Genomic DNA, 6,013 nt, shown 5'->3' with positions numbered 1-6,013 from the left:
ACGTGGTTGGCGGTGATGTGCCCATCATCCTGATTGAAGCCGTCCATCCACTTGCCCTTGTAGCGCGTCAGACCGTCCTGCAAAAAGGCTCTGCTGCTGCCCAGAAGAATGCGGGTGCAGCCCAGCTGCCTGGCATGATCCACAGAATTAATGTAGAGAGCAGCCAGAGCCCCCTGACGCAGGAGGTCCTGCCGTCCGTCCTTCACTCCTGTCACCACCAGGTTGTAGCCCCTGCCCTGCTTCATCACCAGGTCTGCGGCCACCCGTTCACCCTTCAGTGTCAGCCACTGGATGGAACCAAAAGCATAAACCAGCCGCAGCATCCAGCGGGGCGTCAGGCGGGCGTTCGTGGTGTGCCGGCCCAGAATGTAGGGCTTGTAGAAATGCTCGTAAAAAAGATCAAAATCACCGGCTGCCTTGGAAAGCTGGCTGGTATAGCCTTGCTTTTTGACACGCCGTAAATCCGACGCCACGCTGCTTCGCTTCTGAGAGGAATCTGACGGATTCTCAGGAACCGACTGCCAGGTGGAGATCAAAGGAGGCATCGCCAAATAGTCTTTCCCTAAATACAGCCGGGCTGAAATGCGGTCAATCCCCACAAGGGTCAGATCGGCGGCGGCCTGCCGCTGATTCAAATGCCGCCGCAGGGACCACACCGGCACCTGGGTGGTTGTCTCCACCACCGGCTCCTCCGCAAAGAAATAGGTGCCGACCTGCGCTGCCCACCGTGGCATCCCGGCTGCGATCATCCGGACTTCCTGACCAGACACACGAGAAGTGCCGCAGAGCTCCTGCACAGATACGCGCCAGTTGGTAAAGGGCAGGCGCAGTGCCGCCCACCAGCGCAGCAAGGTGTGCAGAAAGACAATCATGATGACTGAGCGTGGCTTTGGCGAGTTGAGTTCACAGCGGGCAGGATGGTTTCACTGATCAATCCAGGCGCTGCAAGTTCGCAAAGCTTCAACTGTTCAGGCCCTCCCTCATGTATAGCCGTCAGGGGGATGAGGCGCACATTGGCGGGGCATACGAATCCCGCAGACACCTCTCCAGGCAGCAGGATAACAAACCGGAGCAGGCCGGCGGTATCGAGCTTGTCATACTGCTGCTGCAAAGTCTCCGCTGTCAGCGGCTGGTCATGGGGAAAGACCCATAGGGCCGAGTAGCCGTCGTGGTCTTGATGAATGAGGGAGGTCTGGCTCAGAAACTCAGCCACTGGCCCCGCCAGGCGATTCCAGTCCAGCAGCGTGACGCAATTGGCGGACATGAATCCCTCATGGCTGCGGAGGCCCGAGGCCCATTTGCTTTTGTAGCGAAAGACTCCGTCATGCAGCGAAGGCAAGCTTCCACCCATGTTGAGCTCAGTGCAGCCCAGACGTTTGGCTTCCTGCATCGCATGCACATAGAGAGCACTCAGCACTCCCTCTTTGAGCAGATCCGCCCGCCCATCGAGCACGCCATTCACCCGCTTGGTCAGCACTTTGCCTTTGATGGTGAGAATCCCGCCGGCCAGTTTCTCCCCCTTGCGAGACACCCACTGGATCATTCCCTGGCGAAACACATACCGCATCATCCAGCGGGGGGAGACCATCGTCATGCTGCCATGCCGTACCGTGGTGTGCGGACGATGAAATTTTTCATAAAAGAGGTCAAAGTCCTTCCCCTCCCGGCTGAGGTGGCAGTCAAAGTTTTTCACGCGTATGCGGCGGAGGTCAGTCTGGGCGTTTCTGTGCGTGCGCCCGAACTCCCGCAGATCCTCCGGGACATTCATCCAGCTGGTGATCCACCGCGGCAGAGCAAGGTACGTCGTGTCCAGAAGCAGGCGGGCGGACACCCGGTCGATCTCGATGTCCACCAAGTCGGCGGCATCGCGCCACTCGTTCAGCAGCCGCTGCAGCCGCCAGACGGGCACCCGTGTGCGGCGCACCTCGGTGGGCTCTTGCGCAAAGAAACGTCCGGTGATGAAGGCGGACGGGGAGCCTGCGCTGAGCAGCACCACCTCCCGGCCTGAAACCCGCGCAGGCCCGCGCAGCAGGACCACCGGCACACGCCAGTGGACGAACGGCAGAACGATTCGCATGCACCAACGCAGCAAGGTTTGCAGCTTCATTTAAAGAGAAGCCTCACGCGTATTCCAACAGCGCCTTGATGACCTTGCGCTCAGCCACGGCCTTGAACGCGGCGGTGATGTCATCGACCGGGAAGCGGTGCGTGATGAAGTCCGCCGAGGTGAGCCTGCCCTCACGAATCCACTGGCAGAGCGCAGCCTGAGATTCCTTTTCGTAGCGGCGTGTGGGCCACTGATGAACGAAGAGGTTGAAGTTGAAATCAGCCTTCGCTTTGTCGATGTGCAGCACGCCATGCGTGAGCACACCGTAGATGCAGTGCGAGCCCCCACGGCGCAGCAACGGCAGCCCCTGCTGCACGATGTCGGGATGACCGACGGCATCGATGACGGCATCAAGCTTCTTGCCACGAATCTTGGAAAGCTCTCCGATCTCCAGGTCTCCGGGGGCAAAGGCAGCATCCGCGCCAAAGGCCAGCGCCTTGGCCTGCTTGTCCGCATGCCGGTCCACGATGCCGATCCAGCCAAGGCCAAAGAGGCGACCGAGCTTCACAAAACTCAGACCCACGGGACCTGCGCCATAGATCAGCACATCGTCTCCGGGCTGGAGGTGGAAATCGCGAAAGGCACCCAGCACCTCGCGCCAGGTGCACAGCAGCACGGCTTCCTCCGGAGGGATGTCGGCATCCACACGAGTCTGAATCTCAAACACCTCCACCCAGCCGTGCGCCTCATCCGCCACGCCGTCTGCTACCATGGCATCGTGATCATTCGCCAGCGTGAACTCCCCAAAGCCACCCCAGCCGGAATCAACACCTTCCTTTTGCAGATCGAAAACAAGCCCGCCGACTGCGCGATCTCCCACGTTGAAGTTTTTCACCTTGTCTCCCACCGCGATCACGATGCCAACGCTCTCATGGCCGAGGGCAAAGGGGAACTTGTCCTCCATGCCGGGAAATTTGCCGGCGAGCAGTTCGGAATCCGTGCGGTTGCACAGGCAGGCGCATTCCGTGCGTACCAGCGCCTGATAGGGGCCGGGCTTGGGCTGCGGCGTGTCGAGGATGGCGAGTTCTCCAGGGGAAATGGCGATGACGGACTTCATGGGGCGGAGAGGGTAAAAAGGGATGAAGAAGTGAAAAGAGGAATCCCGGAATCAGGGCCATTTCACATCTTCAAGCCGTCTCATCCGCCAGCGGCACGTTCTGCTCCACCTTGCCAGTGCGTGGGTCCGGGCTGAGCTGCGCCACCATGCGTGCCGAACATTTCACACTCGTGCAGTCCCCATCATCCAGACAGCGGCGCATCAGGGACTCCAGTTGCTGCTGCAGCACCGGGACATCGACACTTGGTTGCGGAACAAACAAACACTCCACGGCATCCGGCCCCGTCTGGCGAAACTGATAGATGGCCACCTCTTGCTGCTCATCCATGAAGAACAGAAAGTTGGTGCCGATGAAAACGCGCCGCTCCGGAGTCTTGAACACATAGCACATCGTGCTGCGGCCAATGATCTGCTCGATGCGCTTAAAAGGCCAATGGGCATCCACCGGCCCGAGTTTGACACGGTCATGGACGCGGTAACGCAGCAGCGGCAGCGCCTTGTTGATGAGCGGCGTCACCAGCGCGTGGTCGGAAAGAACGCCATCGGGCACCGGCTGGTCGGCAGCGTCCACCGCCTCAAATACCAGCATGTCATCATGGCAGTGCAGGTGCTCCATGCCCCGCCATTGCCGGGCGATGCCGAGCGTCTCGCCGCAGCCATACATGTTGAAAGGTTCAATGCCGAAGGCCCTGCGGCAGAGGTCGCGAATGCCGGGCGTCACGGCATCTCCTCCGGCCCAAATGTAGCCCTTGTCCTTGGGCATGCGGATATTCAACTCCCCATTCAGCTGGGCCTGCGCCAGACGGCCGAACAAGGAGGCATAGCCCATCATCGCATCCGGCTGGATGCGATGCACCTCAGCCAGGATTTCACTCCACGGCGCGGTGATGTTGATTCGATGATACGTGCAAAACAGCGCACCGATCCAGGGCCGAGTCGCATACAAGGCCGCAGAAACGGAAGGCGAAGTGGCCGTGACGAAGGCCAGCACCTTGAGCCGCCTGCGGAATAACGGCAGTGGTGGCTGGCTGGCGCTTCGCGGAGATGTGGAATTGCGCAGGTTCTGACAGGCATGACCCCAGTCCACAGAGGCGATGTCATGCGGAACCGCAAAGCCCGGGCCGGTGGTGCCAGAAGTGGTGCTGACCATCCAGCGGCCATGCAGCAGCGTCCCCCAGTTTTTCGGATCATGCAGAAACTTTTCCAGCTCAGCGCGGCGCAAACGCTTGTCTGGGACGATCTCATCCCAGTTCTCCACCATCAACTCCTTCGTCATGGGGGGGATGTCTGTGATCTGGCAGCGCTCCACATCGATGCCCGCGAGATGCCGCCGGTAAAAGGGGCTCACCTCCAGCGCATAGCGCGCCATGCCACGCCAGCGGCGCTCCTGCAGCTTCAGCAGGTCCGCACGGCTCATGAAGTGGGCTTCCTTCACGGCCCGGCGTGCGCGGAGAATGTTGAACAATCGACTCATGCTCACCTCCTGTCATGGCGTGGGCGATGGGTCAAGAGATCTGGAGTGTCAATGCAGGAGATGGCGAGCGCACAGGGACCGAGGGATCATCGGCACCATCCGAGCTGTCTCATCTCCCCCGCCCCGCAATCTCCGCGCATCATCTCCCCACATCTGCACTGGAAATCCGCACAATTCTTGCTTTGTAAAAAGACCCCATGCTCCGCAAGATATTCGAATACCTGCTCTGGCCCCTGATCCTCATTGCTGCCTTGATCCCCACCGGGATCGGCATCGCGCACAAGCAAGGGCCGCTGGCCTTTAACATCACTTACTTCAGCCTCGCGGCGCTGCTTTACTTCCTTGAGCGCGTGTATCCGCACGAGAAAGCTTGGCTGCACTCGGACGGGCAGGAGTTTCCAGATTTGGCTCACACGGCCTTCACCAAATCGTTTGTGCAGCTCCTCATCATTTCCGCCACCTGGCTCGGCCTTGCCTCCGTGGTGGGCGGAGATCTGGGCACAGGGTACTGGCCCAATCACTGGCCCATGTTCTTCCAGGTGGTGCTGGGTTTGGTGATCGCGGAGTTTGGCCTGTACTGGGCGCACCGCATCGCGCACGAGTGGATGCCGCTGTGGTGGTTTCACGCGGTGCACCACAGCTCCAAAAAGCTGTGGTTCTTCAACACCGGGCGCTTTCACATCATCGACACTCTCAAGAGCGCCCTCTTCTCCGCACCGCTGCTGGCGCTGGCTGGCGCGCCTCAGAGCGTGGTGCTGTGGTTCGGGGCCATCACCGCCTACATCGGCTTTCTCACGCATGCCAACATCCAGATGCGCTTCGGCTGGCTGAACTACATCTTCAACACCCCTGCCCTGCACCGTTGGCACCACTCCATGGACCTTCGCGAAGGCAATAAAAACTACGGCGAAAACCTCATGCTGTGGGACATCATCTTCGGCACGTATTACGACGACACCAACCGCCGCCCTCCGGTGGAGATCGGCATCAAGTCCGCCATGCCCCGCACCTTCTGGGGGCAGGTCGTCGAGCCCTTCCGCTGGCACAAATTTCAGTCCTCCGCCAAAGAAGGCACCCACAAGCACGAGTTGCTGTAAAAAGGACGGCACATCCCCCTGAAAACGACTTGCTGCACTCCGGTGCCCATGCGAAGCATCGCTCCCCGAACAACGCGCCCGTAGTTCAACGGATAGAATGGTGGTCTCCGAAGCCGCATATCCAGGTTCGATTCCTGGCGGGCGCACCACTTGGGAAACGGCTAGAACCCTTATAAATCAAGGGTTGGAGCGTAAAAGGTGCATTTTCATTAGTCATGTTCGATTGAGCACCGAAATGCGCTGAAATGCACCAAAATGCCGCAAAAAATCATTACAAC

Annotated in this window: 5 protein-coding genes and 1 tRNA gene; 2 read left to right on the top strand and 4 right to left on the bottom strand. The window is 59.8% G+C overall.

The window, feature by feature from the left end:
* The 4 genes from ACIREA_RS24690 to ACIREA_RS24675 form a co-directional block, all read right to left on the bottom strand.
* Positions 1-872 (bottom strand): hypothetical protein (locus ACIREA_RS24690; RefSeq protein ID WP_397384999.1); only part of this gene is annotated, 872 nt, incomplete at its 3' end.
* A complete protein-coding gene (locus ACIREA_RS24685; RefSeq protein ID WP_397384998.1) occupies positions 869-2,107 on the bottom strand; it encodes a hypothetical protein in 1,239 nt (412 codons plus the stop codon). The genes ACIREA_RS24690 and ACIREA_RS24685, both read right to left, overlap by 4 nt.
* A gap of 13 nt (positions 2,108-2,120) precedes the next feature.
* Positions 2,121-3,164, bottom strand: a complete 1,044-nt coding sequence (locus ACIREA_RS24680) for a zinc-binding dehydrogenase (protein ID WP_397384997.1) — start codon at positions 3,162-3,164, stop codon at positions 2,121-2,123.
* A 70-nt stretch (positions 3,165-3,234) separates the two neighbouring features.
* Positions 3,235-4,638 carry a hypothetical protein gene (locus ACIREA_RS24675; protein ID WP_397384996.1) on the bottom strand — a complete coding sequence of 468 codons (1,404 nt, stop codon included), beginning with the start codon at positions 4,636-4,638 and terminating at the stop codon, positions 3,235-3,237.
* 197 nt (positions 4,639-4,835) lie between these two features.
* Between ACIREA_RS24675 and ACIREA_RS24670 the strand changes: the two genes are divergently transcribed.
* Both ACIREA_RS24670 and ACIREA_RS24665 read left to right on the top strand, forming a co-directional pair.
* On the top strand, positions 4,836-5,735 hold the full coding sequence (locus ACIREA_RS24670; protein ID WP_397384995.1) for a sterol desaturase family protein: 900 nt from the start codon (positions 4,836-4,838) through the stop codon (positions 5,733-5,735).
* Between the two features lie 74 nt (positions 5,736-5,809).
* Positions 5,810-5,884, top strand: a tRNA-Arg gene (locus ACIREA_RS24665).
* The last annotated feature ends 129 nt before the right edge of the window (positions 5,885-6,013 follow it).

This window comes from Prosthecobacter sp. (genome assembly GCF_044373815.1).
Taxonomy (GTDB): domain Bacteria; phylum Verrucomicrobiota; class Verrucomicrobiia; order Verrucomicrobiales; family Verrucomicrobiaceae; genus Prosthecobacter.
This window is presented reverse-complemented; position numbering and strand designations above follow the sequence as displayed.

Bases quoted from the DNA above. Each gene is read 5' to 3' on its own strand.
- ACIREA_RS24680 (WP_397384997.1), bottom strand. From the start codon at position 3,164: ATGAAGTCCGTCATCGCCATTTCCCCTGGAGAACTCGCCATCCTCGAC.
- ACIREA_RS24670 (WP_397384995.1), top strand. From the start codon at position 4,836: ATGCTCCGCAAGATATTCGAATACCTGCTCTGGCCCCTGATCCTCATT.
- ACIREA_RS24675 (WP_397384996.1), bottom strand. From the start codon at position 4,638: ATGAGTCGATTGTTCAACATTCTCCGCGCACGCCGGGCCGTGAAGGAA.
- ACIREA_RS24685 (WP_397384998.1), bottom strand. From the start codon at position 2,107: ATGAAGCTGCAAACCTTGCTGCGTTGGTGCATGCGAATCGTTCTGCCG.